This is a genomic window from Planococcus versutus, from assembly GCF_001186155.3.
GTDB lineage: Bacteria > Bacillota > Bacilli > Bacillales_A > Planococcaceae > Planococcus > Planococcus versutus.
Map to the genome: position 1 here is coordinate 970,001 of NZ_CP016540.2, position 25,831 is coordinate 995,831.

Genomic DNA, 25,831 nt, shown 5'->3' on the forward strand with positions numbered 1-25,831 from the left:
GTAGACGATGGACAACAGGTTGATATTCCTGTACCACCTCCCCGCCGTTTGAGCAATGGGGGGACGCAGAAGGATAAGGAGAGCGTGCCGTTGGTTGTGCACGTCCAAGCAGTGAGGCGTGGAATGAGGCAAATCCCATTCCTGATACGTTGAGCTGTGATGGCAAGAGGTTTACCTCAGAGTCCCTGATTTCACACTGCCAAGAAAAGCCTCTAGCGAGGCGGGAGGTGCCCGTACCGCAAACCGACACAGGTAGGCGAGAAGAGAATTCTAAGGTGAGCGAGTGAACTCTCGTTAAGGAACTCGGCAAAATGACCCCGTAACTTCGGGAGAAGGGGTGCTCTGGTAGGGTGAATAGCCCGAGAGAGCCGCAGTGAATAGGCCCAGGCGACTGTTTAGCAAAAACACAGGTCTCTGCAAAACCGTAAGGTGACGTATAGGGGCTGACGCCTGCCCGGTGCTGGAAGGTTAAGAGGAGTGCTTAGCGCAAGCGAAGGTGCGAATTGAAGCCCCAGTAAACGGCGGCCGTAACTATAACGGTCCTAAGGTAGCGAAATTCCTTGTCGGGTAAGTTCCGACCCGCACGAAAGGCGTAACGATCTGGGCACTGTCTCAACGAGAGACTCGGTGAAATTATAGTACCTGTGAAGATGCAGGTTACCCGCGACAGGACGGAAAGACCCCGTGGAGCTTTACTGTAGCCTGATATTGAATTTTGGTGCAACTTGTACAGAATAGGTAGGAGCCTTAGATTCCGGAGCGCCAGCTTCGGCGGAGGCGTCAGTGGGATACTACCCTGGTTGTATTGAAATTCTAACCCACAAGCCTGATCGGCTTGGGAGACAGTGTCAGGCGGGCAGTTTGACTGGGGCGGTCGCCTCCTAAAGAGTAACGGAGGCGCCCAAAGGTTCCCTCAGAATGGTTGGAAATCATTCGCAGAGTGTAAAGGCAGAAGGGAGCTTGACTGCGAGACGTACAGGTCGAGCAGGGTCGAAAGACGGGCTTAGTGATCCGGTGGTTCCGCATGGAAGGGCCATCGCTCAACGGATAAAAGCTACCCCGGGGATAACAGGCTTATCTCCCCCAAGAGTCCACATCGACGGGGAGGTTTGGCACCTCGATGTCGGCTCATCGCATCCTGGGGCTGTAGTCGGTCCCAAGGGTTGGGCTGTTCGCCCATTAAAGCGGTACGCGAGCTGGGTTCAGAACGTCGTGAGACAGTTCGGTCCCTATCCGTCGCGGGCGCAGGAAATTTGAGAGGAGCTGTCCTTAGTACGAGAGGACCGGGATGGACACACCGCTGGTGTACCAGTTGTTCTGCCAAGGGCATCGCTGGGTAGCTATGTGTGGCCGGGATAAGTGCTGAAAGCATCTAAGCACGAAGCCCCCCTCAAGATGAGATTTCCCATTGCGCAAGCAAGTAAGATCCCTCAAAGACGATGAGGTAGATAGGTTCGAGGTGGAAGCGTGGCGACACGTGCAGCTGACGAATACTAATCGATCGAGGACTTAACCAACAAACTGTACGCGAATCATGCACGATTTGTTTCACCTGTCGTTTATCCAGTTTTGAAAGAATAAGTGCAAGTTTTTGAAAAAAAGCTTGAAAATACCGGGAGTACTGGTATAATAAATCTTGTCTTTCAAAATAAAATCAGTCTGGTAATGATGGCAAAGAGGCCACACCCGTTCCCATCTCGAACACGGCAGTTAAGCTCTTTTGCGCCGATGGTAGTTGGGGGTTTCCCCCTGTGAGAGTAGGACGTTGCCAGTCTGAAAAAATATTCCGAAGTAGCTCAGTGGTAGAGCACCGCACTGTTAATGCGATGGTCGTAGGTTCGAGTCCTACCTTCGGAGCCAATATGGAGAGCTGTCCGAGTGGCCGAAGGAGCATGATTGGAAATCATGTAGGCGGGCAACCGTCTCAAGGGTTCGAATCCCTTGCTCTCCGCCAGAAGTTCTGTTTAAAAAAGCACGGCCCCTTGGTCAAGCGGTTAAGACACCGCCCTTTCACGGCGGTAACACGGGTTCGAATCCCGTAGGGGTCACCAATTTCATGGAGGATTAGCTCAGCTGGGAGAGCATCTGCCTTACAAGCAGAGGGTCGGCGGTTCGATCCCGTCATCCTCCACCATTTTCTTAGAAATCACATAAGTGTTTTTTGAAAAGTAGTATTATCGCGGGGTGGAGCAGTTCGGTAGCTCGTTGGGCTCATAACCCAAAGGTCGCAGGTTCAAATCCTGCCCCCGCAACCAATTGGTCCCGTGGTGTAGCGGTTAACATGCCTGCCTGTCACGCAGGAGATCGCCGGTTCGATCCCGGTCGGGACCGCCATTTTTAATAAATAAAGTGGGTCAGTAGCTCAGTCGGTAGAGCATTAGATTGAAGCTCTAAGTGTCGGCGGTTCGATTCCGTCCTGACCCACCATTTTTTTAATTTCTCCATGCCGGAGTAGCTCAACTGGTAGAGCAACTGACTTGTAATCAGTAGGTTGAGGGTTCAAGTCCTTTCTCCGGCACCATTCTTAGGTGGGGTAGCGAAGTGGCTAAACGCGGCGGACTGTAAATCCGCTCCTTCGGGTTCGGCAGTTCGAATCTGCCCCCACCACCAGTTTTAGGGGCATAGTTTAACGGTAGAACAGAGGTCTCCAACACCTCCGATGTGGGTTCGATTCCTACTGCCCCTGCCAATTTTAAAATTTTATGATGGCGGTCGTGGCGAAGTGGTTAACGCACCGGATTGTGATTCCGGCACTCGGGGTTCAATTCCCCTCGTCCGCCCCAAGTTTTCATTTCATTAAGTGAACTTATAAAATAGTAAAGTGGCGGTCGTGGCGAAGTGGTTAACGCACCGGATTGTGATTCCGGCACTCGGGGGTTCAATTCCCCTCGTCCGCCCCATCTTTTATTAGTGGGGTATAGCCAAGCGGTAAGGCAACGGGTTTTGATCCCGTCATGCCCTGGTTCGAATCCAGGTACCCCAGCTTTATTGCGGAAGTAGTTCAGTGGTAGAACGCCACCTTGCCAAGGTGGAGGTCGCGAGTTCGAACCTCGTCTTCCGCTCCACTATTTTGGCGGCATAGCCAAGCGGTAAGGCATGGGTCTGCAACACCCTTATCACCGGTTCGAGTCCGGTTGCCGCCTCCATAATAATTTGCCGGCGTGGCGGAATTGGCAGACGCGCGGGACTCAAAATCCCGTTCCTTCACGGGAGTGTCGGTTCGACCCCGACCGCCGGTATCATAAAGGACCTGCCTGTCCTTTCAAACCCCTTATCTATGAGTACTCATAGATAAGGGGTTTTTGTTTTGCTTATTAGGATGTAATAAACCCGAATGGAATATTCAGTTTTATTAAGGCTTTGTAAATTCAGTATAAAGCTAGTATTATTATTGTGTAAAATAAGCTATTATAATTTAGCCAAGAAATTATTTTACGAAAATAGGAGGCAAAGAAAATGGCGTTCAAAAAGAAGGATAAGTTCGCTTTACAGTTGAGTGATATTGCGTTGAATTTAAAAGAGAGCGCTACTTATTTTGCGGATTTTAAATTGGAAAATACAAATGATTTAATCGTTTTCTCCAATACCATGAAGGATTTCGAAACAAAAGGTGATTCTTACGTGCATTCGATTATTCAAGATTTGAATAACGCTTTTATTACACCAATTGAACGTGAAGATATCTTAGCTCTGGCCATGAGCATGGACGACGTTTTAGATGGATTAGAAAATACAGCTGCATTATTTGAAATGTATTCAATTGTAACAGCAGATGAATACATGCTTGAATTTGTAGAAGCTATTCAATTAAGTACTTTAGAAATTGAAGTTGGCGTAGAACTTATGGTTTCTAAAAAGCTGCCTCAAATGAGAGAACATGCCATTAAAATAAAAGAGTACGAATCTCAATGTGATGCAATCTTGCGCCGATCAATTAAAAATTTGTTTCACACAGAAAAAGATCCGATTCGAATTATTCAATATAAAGATATTTATGCAGAGTTAGAAGAAATCGCTGATCACTGTCAGAAAGTAGCAAATACATTCGAATCAATCATCATGAAAAACGCTTAAGGAGCAAAGAGACTTATGGATATGGTATTGCTGTTAACGGTATTGATCGTCATCTTTGCGATTATTTTTGATTTTATCAATGGATTTCATGATACGGCAAACTCTATAGCTACTGCCGTCTCTACAAAAGCACTAACTCCGAGACGGGCCATTCTTCTAGCCGCTATTATGAACTTTGTTGGCGCTATGGCTTTCACAGGAGTTGCCAAAACAATCACTAAAGACATTGTAGACCCTTTTCTGCTTAGTGATGGCTCTGTGGTTATACTTGCTGCCTTATTTGCTGCTATCACTTGGAACTTGTTGACGTGGTATTATGGCATTCCTAGTAGTTCTTCGCACGCATTAATTGGGTCTATTGCAGGTGCTGCCATAGCAAGTGCTGGATTTGCTGCTCTTAACTACAGTGGCTTTCTAGCAATATTGCAGGCGTTGATTTTTTCACCGATTCTGGCATTGATCATTGGTTACTTGATGTATAGTATTTTTAAAGTAGTGTTTAGAAATCATAATTTAACAAAAACCAATAGAAACTTCAGACTGATCCAAATAGCTACTGCTGCTTTGCAGTCATTTTCTCACGGGACAAACGATGCACAAAAAGCTATGGGGATTATTACAATGGCTTTGATTGTTAATAATTACCAAAATTCTGATGACGTGCAACTGTGGGTTCAAGCGACATGTGCACTTGCGATGGCTATAGGAACTTCTGTAGGTGGCTGGAGAATTATTAAAACAGTTGGCGGTAAAATCATGAAGATTCGTCCGGTTAATGGTGTAGCAGCTGATTTGACTGGAGCAGCGGTGATTTTCGGTGCTACATTAATTCATTTACCTGTCAGTACAACACATGTTATTTCCTCTTCTATTATGGGTGTAGGAGCAGCGCATCGTGTCAAAGGAGTTCAATGGGGAACAGCGAAAACTATGCTCATTACGTGGGTAATTACTATGCCGATTTCAGCATTGTTAGCCGCTATGTTTTATTTTCTTCTTAGCTTGGTTTTGTAGAAAAGAATAATTGATGTTCAAAATCTAGTATATTGCTAAAGTATTGGTTTGTTAAATCAGTTGTGCTATAATAATTCTTGTCCGCTAAATCATTACTTGCCGGCGTGGCGGAATTGGCAGACGCGCGGGACTCAAAATCCCGTTCCTTCACCGGAGTGTCGGTTCGACCCCGACCGCCGGTATACTGCAAGATTATATGAGAGGCCTTGACATTGTTGTTGGGCTTTTCTTTTTGAAATTTTTAAGATGGATTGCTGAGTATAAGTAGCAGTAAATAGATTCTTAAAAGAACTAGTAAAAGACCACCGCAAAAGCTAAAGCTTTTGCGGTGGTCTTTTGGTTAACGTTAAATAATTCCTTGAAATCGAAGAATGATTTCCGCAATGACTGCTGATCCAAGAAATGTTCCGAGCAGAACAACCATGCCAATTACGATAGTTTTCCACCCTAATTGTACAAAGTCAAACCATGAACGGCCAATGGATACGCCGGCATAAGCTAAGATAGGTGTGGCAATTGATAATAAAGTAACTTCCGTCGTGTAAGTGACAATTTGTGCTGCTCCTGGCATGCCGGGAATTGTTAAAACTAGACCGATAATGCCGATGTAAGCGATGCTAGGTAACTTGAATGGCAGCAAGCGATGAATAATCAATCCGGCCAGACTAATACCTATTAGGATGGCTATTCCGGGAAGTGCATCCCAAGGCAGTATGTCGTAGCCAATCCAATTGCCAATCAGCATGATAAAACCAATAATCATGAAGACCAGTATCCATTCTTTAAGACTTTTTATCATAGTCTACGCTTCCTTTCACTGCTTTTTTCTCTTTATTTTTAGAGAGGATTTCATACAGTTTAACAGTTAAAGGCAAACCGATAAAAATACTCATGTATAGACCTGTCACTGAGGAGATCAAGTTGCTGACTCCTGAAAAAGCAGTCAAGGTTTCACTCATCTCAGGAAATGCGGCAATTAAAGGGCCTAGAGAAGCTGCAGCCATACTGCCGCTGCCCACACCTGTTGCCATTGCGAAAGAAATTGGATGCAGGGGCGTAACAGTAGCTAAAAAGCCTGAAATCAACCCAATAAAGATCGATCCGAAGACGGTACCAAAAATATACATGGCCATAACGCCTCGTCCTTCGGGAGAGGATAAACCATATTTATCGGTAATCAAAGCAAGATTGGCTTCTCGTCCAATAGAATGCGTCATGCCGATGCTTTCTCTTTTGAGTCCTAGAAATACAGCTAAAGGAAGAGCCAATAAGATTGTGCCAAGATTACCAAATTCCTGCAATAATAAAGCAGGACCGGCTTCAATAATTTGAGGAAGAGCTGGTCCTGCTTGAACACCGAATTTAGCTATTAGTATAGAAACTGAGAGAAATACTAAAGGTTCTGCATTAATTGATTGTTTGTCGGTTACCAACGGAGTGAAATATAATCCGAGACCAATCACAACTGCATAAAGCATCGGTAACAAAAGAATGGTTCCAGGTCCAACTGGAATAGCGAATGTACCAATCGACTCAGTCACAGCTACAATCGCTAAAACGATGACATGCAGCCGCCAATCTTTCCACAATTTAAAAGCTTGTTCGCCCATTTAACATCTACTCCTTCTGTGTGGGAGAACTAGCTCTCCATTAGTGATTAGCTTTTTGCATAGTTAAGTGTCGCCATACCCAATGCTTTTGCGGCTATCAGCAAAGCACGTTCATCAATATCAAATTTTGGATGGTGATGTGGGTATGCCTCAGTGTTGTCTGGGCTCTGTGCACCCGTAAAAAAGAATGTTCCTTTTATGTGTTGAAGGTAATACGAGAAATCTTCGCCACCCATAACAGGTGGTGTTTCTCTAACTTCTTCTACTCCAGGGACAGAGGATACGAGGGCTGCTAGAAAATTTGTTTCTTCTTCGTGATTGACTGTCGTTGGATAACCACGTGTGTATGTATATTCATAATCTGCTCCTGAAACGAGACAAGTTCCTGCAATGACGCGTTCAATTTCTTCTTCAATAAAACTACGAATGTCTTCTTTGAATGTCCTTACAGTTCCAGTCATTTCAGCAGTATCCGCGATAACATTATAGGGATTTTTAGCTTCGAAATTACAAATCGAGACCACAGCAGATTCCAGTGGGTTTATTCGACGGCTGACGATTTGTTGTAAGTTATTAATCAGTTGTCCACCAATGACAATGCTGTCTTTTGTATCGTGAGGACTTGCAGCGTGCCCGCCTCTTCCAAGGATTTTAATATCAAAGCGATCTGGAGCGGCTTGAAGAGGACCAGAGCGATAACCAATTTCTCCAAGAGGCATTTGTGCTTGTAAATGCGTACCGAAAATGACATCAACGCCATCGAGACAGCCGTCTTCAATCATGGCGATGGCTCCGCCGGGTGGTAGTTCTTCTGCATGCTGATGCAAAAAGACAATCGTGCCTTCAATTTCTGAGTGCATGCTATTTAATGCTTTTGCTAAACCAAGTAGACTAGCTGTATGCCCATCATGACCACAAGCATGCATGACACCATCATTTTTAGATTTAAAAGGTACGTCAGTTTGTTCTTGAATCGGTAGAGCGTCAAAGTCTGCGCGCAAAGCAATGGTTGGACCAGGTTTGTCACCTTTTAAGTAGGCTAGCACACCATTGCCGCCAACATTTCTACGGACCTCGTGCCCTAATTTTTCATGGAAAAGAGCAATATATTCTGCTGTTTCTACTTCCTCAAAAGATAGTTCTGGGTATTCATGAAGATGGCGCCGAATATCGACGATCTCACCGTACAGTTCATCGAGCTTAGTGAATAATTGATCCAAAAAAAAACCTCCCATAGAATAATAGTCTTATACTATCATAATTTTCAGTAAAATTTAAATTTTTTTAGAAAATAAAATATATTCAGTTATATTTACTTCCATTACTGTTTCAAAAAGTATATTCAGAGTTACTAAGAGATAATTCTTGAAAGAAACAACTATAGACTACATTAGTAGTATAGATATAATGCATGCTCGAATTGATTTGTTTAGATAGTTAAAATAGTAAAATCAAATGGATTAGAAAGAGTGACTTGCTTTAAAAATAATAAGTATGGAATTTAATGATGAGTTATTTCTTCAATTTAAGATCAATTTTTTCAATAAGGCACTTTTGAATTTTTTCTCGTAAATGTGTATGCTAGACCTAATCAGTGATTCTGTATAATAAAGGAGAATTTGATGAAACCTATACATAGTGACATTTTAGAATTTAGAGGAAGTCATCATGAGTTTGGTGTTAAGCAAGGAGAATTGTTAAAAGAAAGTATTCTATTGGACAATCGAAGAAAACAGTGGAAAGCGAAAAGACCGCGATTTGAAATAGATGTAGAAGAAACAAAAGCTGCTTATTATCAATTTGCTCCAGGAATATGGGATGAATTAGCAGGGCTCCAAGAAAGCTTAGAGTTACCGATGGAAGAAATTTTGCGTGATTTTGGAGGCTATCGAATTGATGCCATGCCATCTGGCTGTTCGATCGTGACAGGAACAGATTTTATGGTTCGAAATTACGATTTTCACCCGCAGACCTATGAAGGACGTTTTAGTTTGTTTCAACCAGACGACGGGGGCTATGCAACGATTGGTCCAACATCACGGATTACGGGACGAATGGACGGCATGAATGAAAAAGGACTTGCTATGGGTTATAATTTTACACATCGAAAAAAGCCAGGAGACGGCTTTGTGTGTTATTTAATCGGGCGGATCATCCTAGAAACCTGTGCAACAATTGAAGAAGCGATAGAACTGTTAAAACAAATTCCTCACCGCGGGTCGTTCAGCTATATTGTCACAGATACAAGCGGGAGAACACGCATCATTGAAGCAAGTCCCCGTTCGGTTGATGTCCGCATCAGTAACGCATGTACCAATCATTTTGAAATTCAGCAGCACGAAAACCGCAATTATTTAAAGGATTCGTTTGACCGTTTAGAAGTTATTCAAAGTCAGCAAAGTCAAACGGCAAACGCATTGAAGGCATTTCGTTTATTTAACGATATAGACAAAGGTGTATTCTCGAAGCTTTACAAAAGCTGGGCGGGTACGATTCACACCTCTCTTTATTTGCCAAAAGACAAAAAAGTTTGGTTTGCACTTGGTGGAAATCAACAGCCAACCGTTTTTGATTTCGCAAGCTGGCTACGCGGAGAAAATTTGAACGTTCAGCAAATCCATGGAGTAGTAGATACGGATATTGGTTTTGCACATGTCGACAAACAATTCAGCTAAACAAAACAGGCGCCAGCAATTTATTTGCTGGTGCCTGTTTTTTATAGTTCTGCCATATGAGCAAATGGAAAATGTGTGTCAATATTCCCGTTGATCCGCTTGGCGTATAGTCGTTCACCTTGTAACCATTTATCGAAATCGAGCATCAGTGGAAGACGGTCAGGACCGATAGCAAATCCAATTTCGAGATTACGCGGAAAATAAGAAGCCGTATGCAACGTTCCTGAAGCGGTGCTGTACTTTGTTGAAAAGACACCTTGATTAGAGTCGTTCAATAGACGGAATGCACTATAGGCATCAATTTTATTTTGTTGTTGCTTTAACATTGCTTCTTCTCTTCTGCGAGAATCATCAATTTGGTAACGGTTTTCTTCTACGAGCAATTCAAAATGATTGGTCGACACAGCTGATTCACGAACAACGACAGAACGAGGAGATGCTTCAACGACCACTGATTTTCCTGTGCGATCAAGTAGAACATAGCTAAACGAACGACGGTGAGGCAGTTCTTCTAATAAATCGACTGCATCATCAATGGTTGCGCAATTCTCTAAAATCAAACGGCCAATCATATTACAAATAAAGCCATCTTCAGAGTTGCGTCGATTAATGAAGTTATACCCCATAACAAGCCCTTTTTCATTCATACCATCTGTGCGACCGGTTATTTGCATCGTAGGTCCAATTGTAGCAAATCCACCATCAGTTGGTTGATATAAAGCAAGTCGGCCTTCATAGCCTTGTGGGGAACTATCGTAATTACGAACCATAAAGTCGGATTCGGTATAAATCGAGCAACCACTTCGTGTGTATTCTAAATAATAGCCGCCGAATTCTCGAATGGCATCATGCAACGACCAATTTAACGCATCAGCAAGCCCGTTAATTTCTTCCCACACACGTGGTGCTAACGTTTGCAATATGTTTTTAGCGCGTTGTTCATCTATAATCAAATGGCGACTGGAAGCTGTTCGTTGTTTTTGACGATTGGCAAGAATTACGGACTTTTTCAATAATTCTCCTTGCATCTGGCCAAAATCATAATGGCTTCCACGAAACTGGACGATGTCACTGTGTACTCGTTTCACGTATTGATCCCTCTTTTACTAATTAATGTAAGAAGAGTTTACTTCATTTATCGGGAAATAGAAAAGAATCTGCCTATGTTCAGGAATTTAAGATTTTAATACGGTCTACACGAAAAAGTTATTCCATAAAAACAAAAAGTAAAAAGACGATTTTAGAAGCAAAGTAATGATTAAAATGTAAACTAGATAAAAAAACCCATACTCAAAAATTCGTAGCACGGATTTTGAGTATAAGTAATTAGATAACATAAAACTCGGCGTCCCCGCCGTTAATGCCAGTAAACATATTCGAAGCGGCGGTAAGCAGCTGCAGAGCCGTATCTTTTTCCATAGAAGGACGCAAGTAAAAGATATGCAGAGCGTTTTTAGTCTGCTCGTTAACTGCTGTCCGTTTAGAATCTACATAAGGGCTACCAAACGCGCCTTCAGCATCTTTGGATACGAGAATGCTGGTCAATGTATTGACGCGGTTATTCAAGCCCTCATAGCGGTCTGAGTTATTCCCAACTACGATTTCTATGTCGCCTTCAATTTGATCTGCGTCATATAAGCCCAAAGGGATTTCATATTGTAACGACAAGAAACTATTCATATCAACAGCCGAATTGACAACTGACAAGTAATTTTGTTTTTTAACACGACGAAATAATGCCTCTGCCGATGGGCGGTAACGACTTGGGTCGGCTCCTAAGGCTTTCCAAACTAGTTGCCATTCAAGCAAGCCTGGAAAATCCATAATTTCTTTATCGTCCAATTCAAAGTATAATTGCTCTTGAAAAAGTTGAAGACGGCCTTTTAACATTTGAGGTGAATCCGAAACGGTGATATTGTTATAATGAATGACACCAAGTTTAAAGTCACCTAGTATTTCGTTTATATAAGGATCGATTGTTAGCTTCATTGCAATCTTCCTTTCATTTGAAGGTTTTTATTATCGTATCATAGAATTGAGTGAGGGGTTACAACATGAATCTTGAACAATTTCAAAAAGATATTGTTGCGTATGCCTCGGATATCGGAATTGATAAAATCGGCTTTGCTTCTGCTGAACCTTTTTATAGCTTAAAGCATCAATTGATTCGTCAGCAACAGTTAAATTACCAGTCAGGCTTTGAAGAATCAGATGTGGAAAAACGCACGAGGCCCGAGCTGTTACTAAATGAAGCCGTCAGCATTATTGCCATTGCCATTGCTTATCCATCAAAAATGGTAGATGCACCGCAAGGAGTAAAAGGCGCGCGGCGGGGAATATTTTCTCGTTCCTCTTGGGGCAAGGATTACCATGCCGCGCTAAGGGAGCGGCTGACGCTACTTGAAGCGTTCATTGCGTCACGTTATCCAGAAGCACGGATGCGGTCAATGGTAGATACAGGAGAACTATCTGACCGAGCAGTGGCAGAACGAGCTGGCATTGGCTGGAGTGCCAAAAACACGAACATTATCACGCCAGAATTTGGTTCGTACGTGTATCTGGGGGAGATGATCACCAATATTCCGTTTCGGTTTGATGAACCAATGGAAGACCAATGCAGGGATTGTCGCTTATGTATCGATAGTTGTCCAACTGGTGCGATTGTAGAAGGTGGTCAATTAAATGCTCAGCGCTGCATTTCGTTTTTAACGCAGACAAAAGGATTTTTACCAGATGAGTTTCGAAGCAAAATCGGCAATCGGCTATATGGTTGTGACACGTGCCAAACAGTATGTCCAAAAAATAAGCGGAAAGCCAATCAAATCCACGCCGAATTTGACCCCGATCCGGAAATTGCCAAGCCATTGCTTGAGCCTTTATTGGCTATTTCCAATCGTGAATTTAAAGATAAATTCGGATATGTATCCGGTTCATGGCGTGGTAAAAAACCGATTCAACGCAATGCTATTTTAGCGTTAGCGCATTTTAAAGAACAGTCTGCAGTACCCGTACTGATTCAGTTGTTGCAAAGCGATGAGCGACCAGTCATTCGAGGAACTGCGGCTTGGGCAATTGGTAAAATCGGCACTGACGAAGGATTAAAAGCATTAAAGCAAGTGCAACAGCTAGAAAAAGATGGTGAAGTGCAAGAAGAAATTCAAAAAGGATTGGCATTTTTTGCTGAAAGATTGAAAGGATAAGTGACAGATTTGGCTATTCATATTGTATTGTACCAACCGCTGATTCCAGCAAATACAGGAAATATCGCGCGTTCATGTGCAGGGACTGGAGTTAAGTTGCATTTAATACGTCCACTGGGTTTTTCAACAGACGATAAAATGTTGAAACGTGCGGGGCTAGATTACTGGGAACATGTCGATATTCATTATTATGATGAGTTGCAGGAGTTGTTTGATAGCTACCAAGACGGAGTGTTCTACTATATTACCAAGTTCGGCGCAAAGCCGCATACTTCATACGATTTTTCGAATAAAGACAAAGACCATTTCTTCGTTTTTGGACAAGAAACAAAAGGACTGCCGAAAGAATTGATTGAACAAAATCCAGATCATTGCTTGCGAATTCCAATGAACAATCATATTCGTTCGCTTAATCTATCCAATACAGCATCAATTTTAATGTATGAAGCTTTGCGTCAGCAAGATTATCCAGGTCTAGAATAAAAAAAGGACAGCGGATTTCGCTGTCCTTTTAAACTATTCTCTTTCGTTTGTTCCAGGCTTGTCATCGTATCCAGCAGTGAAAAGAGCTACTAAGAACGAAACACAAACACCTAAAATAAGGATTAAGTTCATAAGAATGACCTCCTTGAAATGTGCATCTTTGTTTAGTATAGCTTACAAGCGGGAAAAATGAAATATAAAACAGGATTGAAAATGTGTATAATTTCTGACGTTCTAGTAAAAGTGAAACTTTTTCTATCTTCATTCGTATAAAGAAGATAAGAACGTTTAAAGAAGGGATGAAACGATATGAAAATGAAAATTTCTGTCGCTTTGCTTTGGATTACAGGTTTAGCTGAAGCATTTTTAGCGATTCCATTAATTGGCGGAGGCTTCGTTATTAGCACAGGTTATTCAGTTTTAGGTGTAATGTTCGTGCTTCATGCGATTACGTTATTCTTCAGCTTCCGTGAATATTCACCAAAATCAGGATCGATTCTTGGAGTCATTACAAGTACAATCGCTTGGATTCCAGGCATTGGTTGGGTATTCCACTTGATTACTGCAGCTGTTTTATTATTTTCAGCGGCATTTACAAGAAATAGAATCTAAACAAAAAAACCGCCAATTTGGCGGTTTTTTTATATCTACCTCAATGAGGTGCGATTAATAGTTGAATTGTAAACAAAATCGCAAAGACATACAGAATTGGATGAACCGACTTGCCTTTGCCTTTGAAAATTTTCATTAACGGATAAGAAATAAACCCAAAAGCAATACCCGTCGCAATGCTTGACGTTAACGGCATAGCGAGGACAATCAAAAAGGAGGGGAAGGCTTCGTCGAATTTTTCCCATTCAACTTGTTTGACTGCACCAATCATTAAACTGCCAACGATAATTAATGCGGGGGCTGTAATAGCAGCCACACTTGATAAAGAGCCGACTAGCGGTCCGAAAAACGCTGCGAGTATGAAAAGAACTGCTACGGTGAAACTTGTAAGTCCGGTCCGGCCACCCGCTGCAACACCTGCAGTAGACTCAACATATGCGGTAGTTGGACTTGTTCCAACCATAGCACCTGCAGTCGCTGCGAACGAATCTGCCAGTAAAGCTTGTCGCATTCTTGGCATTTTATTGTCTTTCATTAAGCCCGCTTGTTTAGCGACACCAATCATTGTGCCAGTCGTATCAAATAACGTCACGAGTAAGAATGAAAAGACAACGCCGTAAAGACCAAATTCAACAACTAATTGAAGAGCTTCTAGCGGATTCCAAATCAGAATGCCTTCAGGTAATGACGGCAATTTTATAAATCCGGCTTCAAACTTTAATTGGCCGGTGAAAAAAGCAACGATTCCCGTGACGATCATGCCGTAAAAAATACCACCATTTATATTTAATGACATAAAGATGACGGTAATTAGTAAGCCGAGCAACGTTAAGGCAACAGGTGGAGACGTTAAATCACCTAAGCCGACCAGGTTCGCCTCGTTTGCAACAATCAAGCCGCTCAGTCTCATGCCGATAAAAGCAATAAACAAACCAATTCCAGCAGTGATGGCATGCTTTAAGTTTTCAGGAATAGCTTGAATTAGCACTTTTCTCAAAGAAGTCAATGACAGTAAAACAAAAATGAGACCTGCAACAAATACAGCTGCAAAGGCGGTTACGTAATCGATAGCTCCATTTGATCCAAGTACCATGGAAGTGAAATATGCATTCAATCCCATGCCTGGTGCAATGGCAATGGGGTAATTAGCGGCTAAAGCCATCCATAAAGTTCCGATGGCAGCGGCGATAATTGTCGCTAAAAAGACTTGATCAAACGGCACACCGGCTGCACCTAAAATGACTGGATTGACGATGACGATATAAGCCATGGTTAGGAAAGTCGTCATTCCAGCGGTCACTTCAGTCTTTATCGTCGTATTGTTTTCTTTTAAATGAAACATAAAAACTCCTCCTGAAAAACGAACAATTTTACACAACAAGATATATATTATTCGTTTTAATCGGAGAGTGCAAGAGCTTGCATCGAAATCCTAAAAGTCGAATTAATCTAATATTATTTGTACAATAGAAGGATGAAAGGATGATGATAGATGGAGTTAACAATCAACTCAACGAAACAATTACATAATGGTGTAGAAATGCCACGCTTTGGCCTCGGTGTTTACAAAATGACCGATAAAGAAGCAGCAGTAGAAGCGATGATTACGGCGATTGGAGCAGGCTATACAGCAATCGATACGGCGACCATTTACGACAACGAAGCAGAAGTGGGCGAAGCGGTACGGAATTCGGGTGTCAAACGCGAAGACTTGTTTATCACTTCGAAAGTTTGGAACATAGACCAGGGCTATGACAAAACTTTACGTGCGTTTGAAGCATCATTAAAGCGTTTGGATTTTGATTATTTAGATTTGTATTTGACACATTGGGCGATTGAAGGAAAATACGTAGACACGTATCGTGCCATCCAGCGTCTTTACGACGAAAAGCTCGTTCGTTCTATTGGTGTTTCGAATCACCAAGAGCATCATTTGGAGAAAATTATGGCAACGGCCAACACAAAACCAATGGTCAATCAAATTGAATTGCATCCACAATTGACACAAGTGCCATTGCGAAACTTTTGCGACGCAAATGACATTGTAGTAACGTCTTGGTCGCCACTTGCAAGAGGTCGTTTGCTAGAAGATCCAGTATTATCAAAAATTGCTGAGCAACACAACAAGTCTATTGCACAAGTCATTATCCGTTGGCATTTGCAGAGTGATTTAGTCGTTATTCCGAAGTCGGTAACACCCTCACGCATTCAAGAAAACGCGGAAGTATTTGATTTCGCGTTGACTCCAGAAGAAATGGGTATAATCGATGGGTTAAACCAAGATTGGCGCAGCGGCACACATCCAGATGACATTACGATTTAAAAAATAATCTACTTAAGTAGATGAAATCAAAAAGAACGAAGAAAAGGACCTCCTTTTCTTCGTTCTTTTTATTATCTCGCAGTATCTTCAACTACTACTTTTTCGTGGGTGAACGGGTGGATGAACGACATGCGGAATGCGTGTAAATGATAAGCCCCGTCTTGTGTTGGCGGTCCGTCGTATAATGTATCTCCCATAATCGGATGTCCGATATGCGAAAGGTGTGTACGGATTTGGTGTGTGCGTCCGGTCTCCAGAGTCAAATGAAGCAAAGATTTGCCTTCCATTTGCTTTAGTACGCGATAATGAGTGACGGCACTTTGGCCTGTTTGTGAAACCATGCGACGCGTTGGGTGATGACGATCACGACCAATAGGAAAGTCAATGGTACCAGATTTATTATGAACTTTACCTTTAACAACCGCTTCGTAATCACGCACCAATTGTTTTTGTTCCAACATACGGTCTAATACGTTTTTGGCAACCGGATGTTTAGCGACCATTAACAATCCAGAAGTTCCTTGGTCTAAGCGGTGAACATGCTCGCCGTATGATCCGCCGTTGCGAATAATGTGACCAAGAACAGCATTGATAAACGTATCTGTTTGCCCCACTTCGTTCGGATGTGTTGCCATGTCTTTCGGTTTACGCGCAACGATAAAATGATCGTCTTCAAAAAGTACAGGTAGCTCGACATCGTGTTTTGGCTCATAAGGAGAATCGGCAGGAGGGAGGTCAAAATGCAAAACAGTTCCTGCAGGTAGTGGCTCTTTCCAAATCACTTCCTGAAATTTATCGTTTTTCACGCTTTTGGCCATACGCATTTGATGGACTACTTTTTTTCCTAATCCCCATTCGGTTCTTAGTAATTCTTCTACCGTCATGCCTTCATCTTTAATTTCGTAACTCCACATCATTCGATTTCCTCCATACAAAAGGATCATGTGCAAGACACATGATCCTTTTGTCAGTTATTTTTTAACTACGTCAGTGAAAAATAGTTCGATATTTTCTTTCGGCTGAGCGCCAACCCAACGTGAAACTTCTTTACCGTCTTTGTAATGTATCAAGGTAGGTGTTGCTTCGATTTGGTACGGTGCAGCTTCTTCTTCATACTCTAACAGATTATACTGTAAAACGTCTACATCCATCTCTTCAGCAACTGGCATCAAAACAGGTGTCGTTTGTTGGCAATAGCTACAAAGTGGACTATAGAAATAAACAGTCGTTGGTTCACCACTCGCAATTTCTTTTTCTAAATCAGCGGGTAAGATAATGTTTTGGTAATCTTCATCATCCAATTGGTCGATGGTTGCTTGATTTAACTCTTCTGTATCGTACGGATTATTCGCTAACTTTTCATCGTTCGCTTGATTAGTTAAAAAGATAATTCCGATGAATACGACAACGACAATTCCTGCAATGATAAATAACTTCTTCATTGTTGTTTTTCCTCCTTAAGGGTCTTCATTAAATAAATACTCATTCCTGCAATTAAAATAAATGCAGTTAGCGCTAAAAAAGGAATGGTAATAAATCCAAGAAGGTTGATGTATTCTCCGTTACATGGAACAAGTCCGCATGAAGGAGTGGCTTCTGCTAGAAAATCGAGTTTTTGCAAACCGTAATGGTAAATTGAAATTCCGCCACCGATAATTGAAAAAACTAATGCAGTCGCTGCAATTCGAACATTTTTCTGAACAAAAGCGGCACCGAGAACAATCACAAGTGGATACATAAAGATGCGCTGAATCCAACAAAGTTCGCACGGAGCATAACCACGAATTTCAGAAAAATAAAGTGAACCTGCTGTAGCAATCAGTGCCACAATCCACATGGTAAGCAAAACATTTTCTTGGCGTTTTGTCATTTGGTGGCTCCTCTTTTCAAAAATTGTTTCCTTAGAATTATAATTGTTATCGACAGACAAGTAAAATAATATCAACCTGAGTGACTATCCGATATAATAAAGTATGAAACTTTTGTGAAGGAGAGCTGTGCTGTGACAGAACAATATGATTTATCCCATTTTGAAAAAAGCATGATCATTCGTGAAATGACTTATGCAGATATAAATCCCATCTTGGAAATGCAGCGCTTATGCTTCCCGGGAATGGATCCATGGAAAGAAGAACAACTAAGAAGTCATTTAGGTGTATTTCCTCAAGGGCAACTAGTTGCCGAACTAGATGGTATAGTGATTGGTTCTTGCTCGAGTTTGCTGATAAATTTTGATGAATACGACGATCGCCACACGTGGGACGATGTAACAGATGCAGGTTACATAACCAATCATAATCCGGATGGGTACAATATGTATGGCATCGAAGTGATGGTGCATCCGGAATATCGACGTATGAAAGTTGGTCAGCGTCTGTATGAAGCACGCAAAGAATTAGCACGTGAACTAAACTTGAAGTCTATTATTATTGGAGGGCGCATTCCAAACTATCATAAGCATGCAGATGAAATGTCGCCACGTGAATATGTAGACTCTGTTTCACGTCATAAGATTTATGATCCAGTGTTAACATTCCAATTAATGAACAACTTCCAGTTAATGCGCATCAATCCCAATTATTTGCAAGACGATGTGGCTTCAGGTAAATATGCGACGTTAATGGAATGGAACAATGTGGACTACAAACCAATTTCTAAGCGTCATTTCAAAACAAGTTTGCCGGTTCGTATTTGTGTTGTGCAATATTTGATGCGCGCGATTAAATCATTTGATGACATGGCAAACCAAGTTGAATATTTTGTAGATGTGGCATCCGATGCACATTCGGATTTTGTCGTGTTCCCTGAGATTTTTACGACGCAGTTAATGTCGTTCTTAGACGAACCATCACCAAGTCAAGCTGTTCGTAAACTGACGGAATACACACCTCAGTATATTGAACTGTTTACGGATTTGGCTGTTCGCTACAATATCAATATTATTGGTGGCTCTCATTTCGTCAAAGAAGAAGACGACGAAATTTACAACATTGCCTACTTGTTCCGCAGAGATGGGTCAATCGAAAAGCAATACAAGATTCACATTACGCCAAATGAACGCAAATGGTGGGGAATTTCTGCAGGAGATTCTGTTCGTGTCTTTGATACGGACTGCGGTAAAATCGCCATTCAGATTTGCTACGACATTGAATTCCCAGAACTTGCACGTATTGCGACAGATATGGGTGCCAATATTATTTTCACACCGTTCTGTACAGAAGATCGCCAAGGTTATTTACGCGTTCGTTATTGTGCACAAGCGCGTGCGGTAGAAAATCAAATTTATACGGTTATCTCAGGTACGGTTGGCAACTTACCACAAACAGAAAATATGGATATTCAATATGCTCAGTCAGGTATTTTTGCGCCGTCTGATTTTGAATTTGCGCGTGATGGCATTGTTGGAGAAACCAATGCCAACCTTGAAATGGTCTTGATTGGCGATGTCGATTTGGAAATTCTTCGCCGTCAACGTCAAAACGGAACAGTCAAGCAATTAAAAGATCGTCGTCATGATGTTTATCGGGTAGAGTACAAGAAAGACTAAACAAAACCGCTTCCAAAATGGGAGCGGTTTTTCTATGTACGAGTTACTAAACCAAAGATTGTCTCAAGAGATTATATGTAATCCTTATGTTAGTTGCTTTACATAGATCTTTTGAAGGAAAGCGTATGGGTCTTGTAGAATGTTAGTATATAGGCGAGAATTATTAGTTCTACTACTGCCAAAATGAATGGAGGAATCTATATGTCATGGAAAGAACGCATGAAACGATGGATGGATCACAAATCGATTGATGAAAAAACGCGTCAATCCTTAAACATTTTAAAAGACGATGAAAAATCAGCAGAAGATGCCTTTTATCAAGATCTGGTTTTTGGTACAGGAGGAATGCGCGGAGAGATCGGTCCCGGAACAAACCGGATGAATGTCTATACTGTCCGCAAAGCATCTCAAGGAATCGCGGATTACATAAAAGACCAGGGCGAACTTGCAATGGCTCGTGGCATGGTGATTGCGTACGATAGTCGGCGCATGTCTCTTGAGTTTGCGGAAGAAGCCGCACGTACATTTGCAGCGAATGGCATTCATACGTATTTATATAGTGCTCCTAGAACGACGCCTCAGTTATCATTTAGTGTTCGCTATTTAAGTGCGTTTATGGGAATCGTCATTACGGCAAGTCATAATCCACCTGAATACAATGGCTATAAAGTATATGGAGAAGATGGTGCTCAATTAAATCTTGAAGATGCGGATCGTGTAATTGATTATGTTGGACGTGTTGAAGACGAGCTAACTATCAACAACACTGATTTTGAAAAATCTTTGCTCGTTCGAATTGATGAAAAAATCGACAAAGTATACCTCGAAAATGCTTTAACTGTACAAGAACATTCAGCAAGTCCGATTCAAGCTGTTTTTACACCGCTTCATGGAGCTTCAGGTAAAACAGTTAAGCGATTGCTCGACCAAGCTGGCTATAACGAAATTACGTATGTAACTGAACAAATGGAGCCAGACGGTGAGTTTCCAACGGTGACTTCGCCAAATCCAGAAGAGGGGTCGGCATTCGAATTAGCTAAAGAATATGGCAACAAATCAGGAGCTGACTTGTTGATAGCAGTCGATCCTGATGGAGATCGTGTCGGAATTGCGGTTTGGAGCGGCAGTCAGTATGAATTGCTGAGCGGCAACCAAACTGGAGCTATATTGATTGAGTATTTGTTGAGTCAAAAACAAGCAAAAGGCACGTTACCTAAAAATGGTCGTATTTTTAAAACCATTGTCACATCAGAATTTGGTCGCGTTGTCGCGGAATCATACGGTGTAAGTTCAGAAGATGTATTGACTGGATTTAAATTTATTGGTGAAAAATTAAAACATAACGACGATCATCCAACATTCGAGTTCTTGTTCGGCTATGAAGAAAGCTATGGCTATTTAATCCGTGATTTCGCGCGTGATAAAGACGCGGTGCAGTCTGTTTTACTACTAGTAGAAGCAGCGGCTTTTTATAAAAAACAAAATAAAAATCTACATGACGTCTTGATCGAATTGTACAATAAATTCGGATGGTATCAAGAATCACTTGTGTCTGTTACAAAAAAAGGAATTGATGGTGCGCGTGAAATCACAGCATTACTTGAGAACTTACGTAAACAACCAATCAGCGCACTTGCTGGAATTGCTATTGCTTCGATCGAAGATTATGAAACGCAAAATCGTCAATTTATCAAATTAGAGACCAATGAAAAAATCGAATTGCCTCAATCTAATGTCATCAAGTATTTTTTAGAAGACGGGTCGTGGGTATGTGTCCGCCCGAGTGGCACTGAGCCGAAAGTAAAGTATTACTTTGGCATCACAGCAGAGACACAACAAGAAAGCGATGAAAAAATGGAGTTGCTGAAAGAATCGTTTATTACAGAAGTTAATGATCGGTAGTGAAAAAAGTCCCCTAGTACAGGGGGCTTTTACTTTACTAGTTAATAACTGACTTTGCTTTTCAATGTTGTCTAGAAATGAGGTTAGTGAGATGGAAGAACCGTCAAACGTAGCATTGTTAAAAGAAATTGCAGAACTATTAAATGAAGAAATGGATATGTCACGTATGCTTGATGGAGCTATTCGGAAATTATTGAATGGCTCTATTTTTGAGACAGCTTGGATTTTTTTTATAAATGAAAAAGGCAAGCATCAATTAGTGGCACAGGCGAATTTGCCAACTGCGTTAGCAAATAATGATTGCCGTCATTTGCAAAAAGGAGGATGTTGGTGTGTTAAACGTTATCATAATGGAGATCTCGAAAAAGCATCAAACATTATTGCTTGTCAACGAATTGAAAATGCTATGCCTGAAAATAAACGGACAGACCATCCTGGGAGCATCACGCATCACGCAACAGTGCCTTTGCAATCGGGAGAAGAAAAGTTTGGCTTGCTAAACATCGCGGCTCCGGACACGGTTGAGTTTTCAAAAGATGAACTTGCCTTATTAGAGTCAGTGGCTTTTCAAATTGGTTCAGCGATTAAACGAATTCGATTAACAAAGCAAGAGCAGGAACTTGCACTTGTTAAAGAACGCAACCGTTTAGCACGTGACTTACATGATTCTGTCAATCAATTGTTGTTTTCTGTGACATTAACTGCACGTGGTGGAGTTGAAATGTCGGAAGACCCAGCTATTCAACATACGTTTCGTGATATTCAGCACTTAACGCAAGAAGCGTTAAACGAAATGAGGGCGTTGATTTGGCAGTTGCGTCCAAAAGGTCTCGAAAGTGGATTGCTTGAAGCGATAAAAGGATATGGTGAAATGTTAGGAATTGCTGTTGAAACAAAAGTGACAGGTGTTATTCAATTGCCTTCTCGTATAGAAGAAACCTTATTCCGGATTGCGCAAGAATCTTTGAACAATGTGCGAAAACATGCAGAGGTCAACAAAGTTGAATTGTATTTATCCGTCACGACAACCGATGTATTATTGGTTGTAAAAGATGAAGGGAGAGGTTTTGCATTAGATCATAACGTTGATTTGCCATCTATCGGTATTCAGAGCATACGAGATCGCGCAAAAGCAGAAGGTGGAACAGCTGACTGGTCAAGTGAAATTAACAAAGGAACGGAAATTCTAGTAAGGATTCCATATTAAGTAAGAGGTGAAAAAACGATGAAAGTATTAATAGCAGATGACCATCATGTAGTTCGAAGAGGATTGTTGTTTTTTTTAAAAACCCAAAAAGATATAGAAGTAGTAGGAGAAGCAACAAATGGCAAAGAAGCAGTTGAAATGGCGGGTGCACTACAGCCTGACATTGTCTTAATGGATTTGGTTATGCCCGTAATGGATGGCATTGAAGCAACACGCATGATTAAAAATCGGTATCCACATATTATTGTTTTAATGCTTACAAGTTTTTCAGACCAAGATCATGTCGTACCAGCAATTGACGCGGGAGCAGCAGGTTATCAATTAAAAGATATTGAGCCTGATGAGCTTGTAGCTTCGTTGCGAAGTTTGATGCGTGGTGAAAATACACTTCATCCAAAAGCTTCATCAGAGCTATTAAAAGCACCAACCGAGCCAGCACCACATACTGTAAATCAGCTGACACCACGAGAAGAAGAAGTGTTAGCAGAGTTAACAAAAGGTAAAAGTAATCGAGAAATTGCATCTGCACTATTCGTCACAGAAAAAACAGTGAAAACTCATATTTCGAACATTTTCATTAAACTCACTGTTCAAGATCGCACACAAGCAGCACTTTACGCTGTCAAGTATGGCTTAACAGAATTGGATAGAAAGTGAAAAAAAGTGCAACGGAATTTCCGTTGCACTTTTTTTATCGTTTTTTCATAGATCGCTTTCGACTGTCTTTTGTTACTTGCTTCCATTTAGCGCGTGCTGCTTTTTGAGCAGCCGCGTTGCTTTTTCTTTCCATATGAGCAAGCTCACGCGTAAGCTTTAAATAACTTTGGTAACGTCCAGGATCTAATTCACCAGTTTGAAGTGCTTCTTGAACACGGCAACCGGGCTCGTCACGATGAACACAGTCACGGAACCGGCAAGAAGATGTCAACTCTTCAACATCGCGAAATCCTGTTTCAATGCCTTCCGAATAATCACCAAGCTGAAATTCACGCATGCCTGGTGTATCAATCATCAAGCCGCCTTCAGGCAGTAGAACCATTTCACGGTGTGAGGTTGTATGACGCCCTTTGCTGTCGTCTTCTCGTATATCTTGTACTGCCATTTGTTCACTGCCGGATAAGGCATTGATCAACGATGATTTTCCAACTCCTGAAGACCCAAGCAAAGCTCCAGTTTTAGAACCGGATAGGTGAGTATGCAAAGTTTCGATACCTTCTCCGGTATGAGCTGATACAGCATGAACGGGAACACCAACTGCTATCTTTTTAACTTGGCACAAAAAAGGTTCAATATCCGAACATTGATCTTTTTTCGTCAATACAATAATTGGATTGGCACCAGAATCCCAAGCTGCTAGTAAATAACGTTCCAAACGTCGTATATTAAAGTCATTATTTAAAGACATCGTCAAAAATACAAAGTCTATATTAACGGCAATCAATTGAATGTTCGCTGTTTCGCCCGCTTCTTTTCTAGAAAATTGTGAAATGCGTGGGAGTACTTGGTGAATGATGCCTCTTGCTTCACCTGGCATTTGCTCGACCATGACCCAGTCTCCGACACACGGAAACTGAATGCCACTATATTGGTATCGGTATTTTCCAGATAACGAACAAAGCCATTCACCTTGTTCAGTTACCACACGGTATAAATTTTTGTGTTCAAGTGTGACACGGCCTGGAGCACCAGAAGTCGTAACTTTTTCTTGCCAACTTGTATTCCAGCCGTATTGTTCAATTTTCATCAATGTTGTTTCCTCCTAATTATGCAAAATAAAAAACCACGGATGCGCGCAATTCGCAGTCGTGGTCTCCAGGCATAATGGAAGAAGCATATCGTTAACGATACACAGAAGGAGACACGATAAACTGGAATTGCGTATTTTTTAGTAAAATAGCCATAATGTCTCACCTCTTTCTTCGAGTTAACTTAACGATAAACTAAATACTATTTTCAGTCAATAGAAATTTTAGAATAATGAGAAAGAGCTCTGTTCAGCTTGCAATAAAGAAATGATAACGCTAAAATTGAGTGACTATTCCAATTATTTTAAATCAATTAGAAATACATTTAAAGAGGTGACACGATGACAAAGCATCAAGATGTAATAATTTCAGTAAGAGCAGGAGAAGAGCTTGATAAGGTTCGTCTTGAACAATTTCTACGACGAGAGATTAAAGATTTACCAACAGGTCAACTTGAAATTCGACAGTTTGGTATGGGACACTCTAATTTAACGTACGCGTTGCAAATGGGAAATTGGGAAGCAGTGTTAAGACGACCACCGCTTGGTCCAGTTGCGCCTAAAGCACACGATATGGAACGTGAATACAAAATATTGTCTGCCATATATCCAGTTTTCCCAACAGCTCCAAAGCCTTTTGTTTTTTCAGACGATCACTCAATTGTCGGCGGCCCGTTTTTTGTTATGGAAAGACGATTTGGAGTTGTATTGGACAGTGATTTTCCAAAAAATGTAAAAACGACTCCGGAATTGGGACAAAAAATCTCAGAGAAAATGGTCGATTTATTAGTCGAGCTTCATTCACTCGATTATCAGAAGACGGCTTTGACGGAAATGGCAAAACCAGATGGCTTTATGCAGCGACAAGTTGAAGGGTGGATTGGGCGCTATGAACGCGCACAAACTGATGAAATTAGAGAGATGGAAACTTTAACCGAATGGATGCGTTCAAATATTCCTATCTCACAAGAACCGACAATTATTCATTATGATTTCAAATTGAATAACGCGTTGTTTTCAGAAGATTTTTCGGAAATAACGGGATTGTTTGATTGGGAAATGACCACAGTCGGAGATCCGCTAGCAGATTTAGGTGCAGCAATGAGTTACTGGATTCAAGTAGATGATCCAGAGTTACTAAAAGAAGGATTTGGCAAAGTACCTGTTACGGTGATGGACGGCTTTTACAGTCGTGAGGAGTTTATCACGAGTTATGGCGTGAAAAGTGGACGAGATGTATCGGATATGAATTTCTATTTAACATTCGCTTATTTCAAACTAGCTGTTATCATTCAGCAAATTTATTATCGATACAAAAAAGGACAAACACAAGATCTACGTTTTATGCACTTTGGTCAATATGTGAACAGTTTAATGAATCATGCTTTATCCATTGCATTAAAAAACTAGTTTTACAGTGGAAGTGAAAGTGAGTAGACA

General features: G+C 41.4%; 22 protein-coding genes, 17 tRNA genes and 2 rRNA genes (1 of these 41 only partly in view). 31 read left to right on the forward strand and 10 right to left on the reverse strand.

Features of this window, described 5'->3' with window-relative positions:
- From I858_RS04810 to I858_RS04910, 21 genes are all read left to right on the forward strand, one after another.
- A 23S ribosomal RNA gene (locus I858_RS04810) occupies nt 1-1,517 on the forward strand (it extends 1,415 nt beyond the left edge of the window).
- A 141-nt stretch (nt 1,518-1,658) separates the two neighbouring features.
- Nucleotides 1,659-1,774: ribosomal RNA gene (gene rrf / locus I858_RS04815) — 5S ribosomal RNA — on the forward strand.
- Nucleotides 1,775-1,785: 11 nt separating this feature from the next.
- A tRNA-Asn gene (locus tag I858_RS04820) sits at nt 1,786-1,860 on the forward strand.
- Between the two features lie 4 nt (nt 1,861-1,864).
- Nucleotides 1,865-1,954 (forward strand) — tRNA-Ser (locus I858_RS04825).
- Between the two features lie 22 nt (nt 1,955-1,976).
- Nucleotides 1,977-2,051: transfer RNA gene (locus I858_RS04830), tRNA-Glu, on the forward strand.
- Between the two features lie 7 nt (nt 2,052-2,058).
- Nucleotides 2,059-2,134, forward strand: a tRNA-Val gene (locus I858_RS04835).
- Nucleotides 2,135-2,178: 44 nt separating this feature from the next.
- A tRNA-Met gene (locus I858_RS04840) sits at nt 2,179-2,255 on the forward strand.
- 3 nt (nt 2,256-2,258) lie between these two features.
- Nucleotides 2,259-2,334: transfer RNA gene (locus tag I858_RS04845), tRNA-Asp, on the forward strand.
- A 17-nt stretch (nt 2,335-2,351) separates the two neighbouring features.
- Nucleotides 2,352-2,427 (forward strand) — tRNA-Phe (locus I858_RS04850).
- Between the two features lie 18 nt (nt 2,428-2,445).
- Nucleotides 2,446-2,521, forward strand: a tRNA-Thr gene (locus I858_RS04855).
- 6 nt (nt 2,522-2,527) lie between these two features.
- Nucleotides 2,528-2,610, forward strand: a tRNA-Tyr gene (locus I858_RS04860).
- Nucleotides 2,611-2,615: 5 nt separating this feature from the next.
- Nucleotides 2,616-2,689 (forward strand) — tRNA-Trp (locus I858_RS04865).
- A 19-nt stretch (nt 2,690-2,708) separates the two neighbouring features.
- Nucleotides 2,709-2,783: transfer RNA gene (locus I858_RS04870), tRNA-His, on the forward strand.
- Between the two features lie 41 nt (nt 2,784-2,824).
- Nucleotides 2,825-2,900, forward strand: a tRNA-His gene (locus I858_RS04875).
- 11 nt (nt 2,901-2,911) lie between these two features.
- Nucleotides 2,912-2,983 (forward strand) — tRNA-Gln (locus tag I858_RS04880).
- Nucleotides 2,984-2,990: 7 nt separating this feature from the next.
- Nucleotides 2,991-3,065, forward strand: a tRNA-Gly gene (locus I858_RS04885).
- Between the two features lie 7 nt (nt 3,066-3,072).
- Nucleotides 3,073-3,146: transfer RNA gene (locus tag I858_RS04890), tRNA-Cys, on the forward strand.
- A 9-nt stretch (nt 3,147-3,155) separates the two neighbouring features.
- Nucleotides 3,156-3,239: transfer RNA gene (locus I858_RS04895), tRNA-Leu, on the forward strand.
- Between the two features lie 217 nt (nt 3,240-3,456).
- Nucleotides 3,457-4,074 (forward strand): DUF47 domain-containing protein, encoded by a 618-nt coding sequence (locus tag I858_RS04900; RefSeq protein WP_049694233.1) that lies wholly within the window; start codon nt 3,457-3,459, stop codon nt 4,072-4,074.
- A gap of 15 nt (nt 4,075-4,089) precedes the next feature.
- Nucleotides 4,090-5,088: an inorganic phosphate transporter gene (locus I858_RS04905; protein WP_049694234.1), complete on the forward strand. Its 999-nt coding sequence runs from the start codon at nt 4,090-4,092 to the stop codon at nt 5,086-5,088.
- A 98-nt stretch (nt 5,089-5,186) separates the two neighbouring features.
- A tRNA-Leu gene (locus tag I858_RS04910) sits at nt 5,187-5,270 on the forward strand.
- 164 nt (nt 5,271-5,434) lie between these two features.
- On the opposite strand, the gene I858_RS04915 is transcribed toward I858_RS04910, so the two are convergent.
- From I858_RS04915 to I858_RS04925, 3 genes are read right to left on the reverse strand one after another with little or no spacing between them, the layout of a single operon-like run.
- Nucleotides 5,435-5,887 carry a hypothetical protein gene (locus tag I858_RS04915; protein ID WP_049694235.1) on the reverse strand — a complete coding sequence of 151 codons (453 nt, stop codon included), beginning with the start codon at nt 5,885-5,887 and terminating at the stop codon, nt 5,435-5,437.
- Nucleotides 5,871-6,698 carry a DUF3100 domain-containing protein gene (locus I858_RS04920; RefSeq protein WP_049694236.1) on the reverse strand — a complete coding sequence of 276 codons (828 nt, stop codon included), beginning with the start codon at nt 6,696-6,698 and terminating at the stop codon, nt 5,871-5,873. Before I858_RS04920 ends, I858_RS04915 begins: the two co-directional genes overlap by 17 nt.
- 47 nt (nt 6,699-6,745) lie before the next feature.
- Nucleotides 6,746-7,918 carry a M20 family metallopeptidase gene (locus I858_RS04925; RefSeq protein ID WP_049694237.1) on the reverse strand — a complete coding sequence of 391 codons (1,173 nt, stop codon included), beginning with the start codon at nt 7,916-7,918 and terminating at the stop codon, nt 6,746-6,748.
- Between the two features lie 402 nt (nt 7,919-8,320).
- Here I858_RS04925 and I858_RS04930 point away from each other — a divergent pair, with 402 nt between their 5' ends.
- Nucleotides 8,321-9,373: a C45 family autoproteolytic acyltransferase/hydrolase gene (locus tag I858_RS04930; RefSeq protein ID WP_049694238.1), complete on the forward strand. Its 1,053-nt coding sequence runs from the start codon at nt 8,321-8,323 to the stop codon at nt 9,371-9,373.
- Between the two features lie 41 nt (nt 9,374-9,414).
- On the opposite strand, the gene I858_RS04935 is transcribed toward I858_RS04930, so the two are convergent.
- The gene (locus I858_RS04935) at nt 9,415-10,461 is read right to left on the reverse strand and encodes a C45 family autoproteolytic acyltransferase/hydrolase (protein WP_049694239.1); all 1,047 of its coding nucleotides are present in this window, start codon (nt 10,459-10,461) and stop codon (nt 9,415-9,417) included.
- Nucleotides 10,462-10,699: 238 nt separating this feature from the next.
- On the reverse strand, nt 10,700-11,362 hold the full coding sequence (locus I858_RS04940; RefSeq protein ID WP_049694240.1) for a B3/B4 domain-containing protein: 663 nt from the start codon (nt 11,360-11,362) through the stop codon (nt 10,700-10,702).
- Between the two features lie 65 nt (nt 11,363-11,427).
- On the opposite strand from I858_RS04940, the gene queG reads away from it, so the two are divergent.
- The 3 genes from queG (at nt 11,428) to I858_RS04955 (ending at nt 13,668) form a co-directional block, all read left to right on the forward strand.
- Complete coding sequence (queG, locus tag I858_RS04945) at nt 11,428-12,573, forward strand: tRNA epoxyqueuosine(34) reductase QueG (RefSeq protein ID WP_049694241.1); 1,146 nt, start codon at nt 11,428-11,430, stop codon at nt 12,571-12,573.
- A gap of 9 nt (nt 12,574-12,582) precedes the next feature.
- A complete protein-coding gene (gene trmL, locus I858_RS04950) occupies nt 12,583-13,056 on the forward strand; it encodes a tRNA (uridine(34)/cytosine(34)/5-carboxymethylaminomethyluridine(34)-2'-O)-methyltransferase TrmL (RefSeq protein WP_049694390.1) in 474 nt (157 codons plus the stop codon).
- Nucleotides 13,057-13,365: 309 nt separating this feature from the next.
- Nucleotides 13,366-13,668: a hypothetical protein gene (locus I858_RS04955; protein ID WP_083553659.1), complete on the forward strand. Its 303-nt coding sequence runs from the start codon at nt 13,366-13,368 to the stop codon at nt 13,666-13,668.
- 40 nt (nt 13,669-13,708) lie between these two features.
- Here I858_RS04955 and I858_RS04960 read toward each other — a convergent pair whose 3' ends face one another.
- Nucleotides 13,709-15,010, reverse strand: a complete 1,302-nt coding sequence (locus I858_RS04960) for an NCS2 family permease (protein ID WP_049694242.1) — start codon at nt 15,008-15,010, stop codon at nt 13,709-13,711.
- Nucleotides 15,011-15,160: 150 nt separating this feature from the next.
- Between I858_RS04960 and I858_RS04965 the strand changes: the two genes are divergently transcribed.
- Nucleotides 15,161-15,991 (forward strand): aldo/keto reductase, encoded by an 831-nt coding sequence (locus I858_RS04965; protein ID WP_049694243.1) that lies wholly within the window; start codon nt 15,161-15,163, stop codon nt 15,989-15,991.
- Between the two features lie 71 nt (nt 15,992-16,062).
- Here I858_RS04965 and I858_RS04970 read toward each other — a convergent pair whose 3' ends face one another.
- Genes I858_RS04970 through I858_RS04980 form a run of 3 tightly spaced genes read right to left on the reverse strand, consistent with a single transcriptional unit; the run spans nt 16,063 to nt 17,861 of the window.
- Entirely contained in the window at nt 16,063-16,908 is an 846-nt protein-coding gene (locus I858_RS04970; RefSeq protein WP_049694244.1) for an RluA family pseudouridine synthase, read from the reverse strand.
- Nucleotides 16,909-16,962: 54 nt separating this feature from the next.
- Nucleotides 16,963-17,433 carry a thioredoxin family protein gene (locus tag I858_RS04975; protein ID WP_049694245.1) on the reverse strand — a complete coding sequence of 157 codons (471 nt, stop codon included), beginning with the start codon at nt 17,431-17,433 and terminating at the stop codon, nt 16,963-16,965.
- Nucleotides 17,430-17,861, reverse strand: a complete 432-nt coding sequence (locus I858_RS04980; protein WP_049694246.1) for a disulfide oxidoreductase — start codon at nt 17,859-17,861, stop codon at nt 17,430-17,432. Before I858_RS04980 ends, I858_RS04975 begins: the two co-directional genes overlap by 4 nt.
- Before the next feature lie 132 nt (nt 17,862-17,993).
- On the opposite strand from I858_RS04980, the gene I858_RS04985 reads away from it, so the two are divergent.
- The 4 genes from I858_RS04985 (at nt 17,994) to I858_RS05000 (ending at nt 23,304) form a co-directional block, all read left to right on the forward strand.
- Entirely contained in the window at nt 17,994-19,538 is a 1,545-nt protein-coding gene (locus tag I858_RS04985) for a carbon-nitrogen hydrolase family protein (protein WP_049694247.1), read from the forward strand.
- A gap of 201 nt (nt 19,539-19,739) precedes the next feature.
- Entirely contained in the window at nt 19,740-21,440 is a 1,701-nt protein-coding gene (locus I858_RS04990) for a phospho-sugar mutase (protein ID WP_049694248.1), read from the forward strand.
- Between the two features lie 91 nt (nt 21,441-21,531).
- Nucleotides 21,532-22,647: a GAF domain-containing sensor histidine kinase gene (locus I858_RS04995; protein ID WP_049694249.1), complete on the forward strand. Its 1,116-nt coding sequence runs from the start codon at nt 21,532-21,534 to the stop codon at nt 22,645-22,647.
- Nucleotides 22,648-22,665: 18 nt separating this feature from the next.
- The gene (locus tag I858_RS05000) at nt 22,666-23,304 is read left to right on the forward strand and encodes a response regulator transcription factor (RefSeq protein ID WP_049694250.1); all 639 of its coding nucleotides are present in this window, start codon (nt 22,666-22,668) and stop codon (nt 23,302-23,304) included.
- A 34-nt stretch (nt 23,305-23,338) separates the two neighbouring features.
- On the opposite strand, the gene rsgA is transcribed toward I858_RS05000, so the two are convergent.
- Nucleotides 23,339-24,394 carry a ribosome small subunit-dependent GTPase A gene (gene rsgA, locus I858_RS05005; RefSeq protein WP_157886481.1) on the reverse strand — a complete coding sequence of 352 codons (1,056 nt, stop codon included), beginning with the start codon at nt 24,392-24,394 and terminating at the stop codon, nt 23,339-23,341.
- 339 nt (nt 24,395-24,733) lie between these two features.
- On the opposite strand from rsgA, the gene I858_RS05010 reads away from it, so the two are divergent.
- Nucleotides 24,734-25,801, forward strand: a complete 1,068-nt coding sequence (locus tag I858_RS05010; protein ID WP_049694252.1) for a phosphotransferase family protein — start codon at nt 24,734-24,736, stop codon at nt 25,799-25,801.
- Nucleotides 25,802-25,831 lie beyond the last annotated feature (30 nt).

Coding starts and splice junctions, on each gene's coding strand:
- I858_RS04905 (WP_049694234.1), top strand. CDS start 4,090: ATGGATATGGTATTGCTGTTAACGGTATTGATCGTCATCTTTGCGATT.
- I858_RS04980 (WP_049694246.1), bottom strand. CDS start 17,861: ATGACAAAACGCCAAGAAAATGTTTTGCTTACCATGTGGATTGTGGCA.
- I858_RS04940 (WP_049694240.1), bottom strand. CDS start 11,362: ATGAAGCTAACAATCGATCCTTATATAAACGAAATACTAGGTGACTTT.
- I858_RS04975 (WP_049694245.1), bottom strand. CDS start 17,433: ATGAAGAAGTTATTTATCATTGCAGGAATTGTCGTTGTCGTATTCATC.
- I858_RS04915 (WP_049694235.1), bottom strand. CDS start 5,887: ATGATAAAAAGTCTTAAAGAATGGATACTGGTCTTCATGATTATTGGT.
- I858_RS04955 (WP_083553659.1), top strand. CDS start 13,366: ATGAAAATGAAAATTTCTGTCGCTTTGCTTTGGATTACAGGTTTAGCT.
- I858_RS04930 (WP_049694238.1), top strand. CDS start 8,321: ATGAAACCTATACATAGTGACATTTTAGAATTTAGAGGAAGTCATCAT.
- I858_RS04965 (WP_049694243.1), top strand. CDS start 15,161: ATGGAGTTAACAATCAACTCAACGAAACAATTACATAATGGTGTAGAA.
- I858_RS04920 (WP_049694236.1), bottom strand. CDS start 6,698: ATGGGCGAACAAGCTTTTAAATTGTGGAAAGATTGGCGGCTGCATGTC.
- queG (WP_049694241.1), top strand. CDS start 11,428: ATGAATCTTGAACAATTTCAAAAAGATATTGTTGCGTATGCCTCGGAT.
- I858_RS04960 (WP_049694242.1), bottom strand. CDS start 15,010: ATGTTTCATTTAAAAGAAAACAATACGACGATAAAGACTGAAGTGACC.
- I858_RS04995 (WP_049694249.1), top strand. CDS start 21,532: ATGGAAGAACCGTCAAACGTAGCATTGTTAAAAGAAATTGCAGAACTA.
- I858_RS05000 (WP_049694250.1), top strand. CDS start 22,666: ATGAAAGTATTAATAGCAGATGACCATCATGTAGTTCGAAGAGGATTG.
- I858_RS05010 (WP_049694252.1), top strand. CDS start 24,734: ATGACAAAGCATCAAGATGTAATAATTTCAGTAAGAGCAGGAGAAGAG.
- I858_RS04970 (WP_049694244.1), bottom strand. CDS start 16,908: ATGATGTGGAGTTACGAAATTAAAGATGAAGGCATGACGGTAGAAGAA.
- I858_RS04900 (WP_049694233.1), top strand. CDS start 3,457: ATGGCGTTCAAAAAGAAGGATAAGTTCGCTTTACAGTTGAGTGATATT.
- I858_RS04990 (WP_049694248.1), top strand. CDS start 19,740: ATGTCATGGAAAGAACGCATGAAACGATGGATGGATCACAAATCGATT.